At 70.3% G+C, this 1039-nt stretch carries 1 protein-coding gene; it reads left to right on the top strand.

Annotated features, from left to right (window positions below; all coding sequences use genetic code 11):
- The coding region (locus tag ABZ565_RS35800; RefSeq protein WP_361036498.1) for a polyketide synthase dehydratase domain-containing protein at positions 1-1039 on the top strand (1039 nt) is incomplete at both ends.

Genomic DNA, 1039 nt, shown 5'->3' with positions numbered 1-1039 from the left:
GGACGCCCAGGGCATCACCACGTACCTCGAACTCGGGCCGGACCCGGTCCTGACGTCCCTCGTCCAGAGCACCCTGGACACCCCCACCGCCACCGCCGCTTCCGTACTCAAGAACGGACGCGAAGAACCCCGCGCTCTGCTCCAGGCTCTGGCCACCGCGTACTCCAGCGGCACCGAGGTCGACTGGACGGCTCTCCTGCCCGGCGGCAACCGGGTCGATCTGCCGACCTACGCCTTCCAGCACGAGGAGTTCTGGCTCCACCCGGTCGACCAGACCGATGTCGCCTCAGCCGGTCTCGACGCCGGCGGGCACCCCCTGCTCGGCGCCGCCGTCGAGATCGCCGAGACCGGACACCTCGTCCTGAGCGGACTCCTCACCGACCAGCGGCTGCCCTGGCTCACCGACCACACCATCGCCGGCACCACCCTCCTGCCCGGCACCGCATTCGTCGACCTCGCCCTCCACGCCGCCCAGCTCACCGGCCTCACCACCATCGAAGACCTCATCCTGGCCGCCCCCCTCACCCTCACCCCCCACACCCCCACACGCATCCAGGTCACCGTCGAACCCCCCGACCCCACCGGCCGACGCACCCTGACCATCCACTCCCGCACCCACACCACCGACACCTGGACCCCCCACGCCTCAGGCACCCTCACCCCCCACACCCAACCCGCACCCCCCGCACCCACCACCTGGCCCCCCACCGGCGCCACCCCCCACGACCTCACCGACATCTACGACCACCTCGCCGACCAGGGCTACACCTACGGACCCGCCTTCCAAGGCCTCACCAACCTCTGGCACCACGGCACCGACCTCTACGCCGAAATCCACCTCCCCACCCCCACCCAACCCACCGACCACACCCTCCACCCCGCCCTCCTCGACGCCGCCCTCCACCCCCTCATCCTCAACACCACCCAAAACGAACAGACAACCCAACGCATCCCCTTCGCCTGGAACAACATCACCCTCCACGCCACCCACCCCACCACCCTCCACGCCCACCTCACCCCCACCACCCCCGACACAGTC

Origin of the sequence: Streptomyces sp. NPDC016469 (genome assembly GCF_040632905.1) — a bacterium.
In the GTDB taxonomy this organism is placed as follows: Bacteria; Actinomycetota; Actinomycetes; order Streptomycetales; family Streptomycetaceae; genus Streptomyces.
This window is presented reverse-complemented; position numbering and strand designations above follow the sequence as displayed.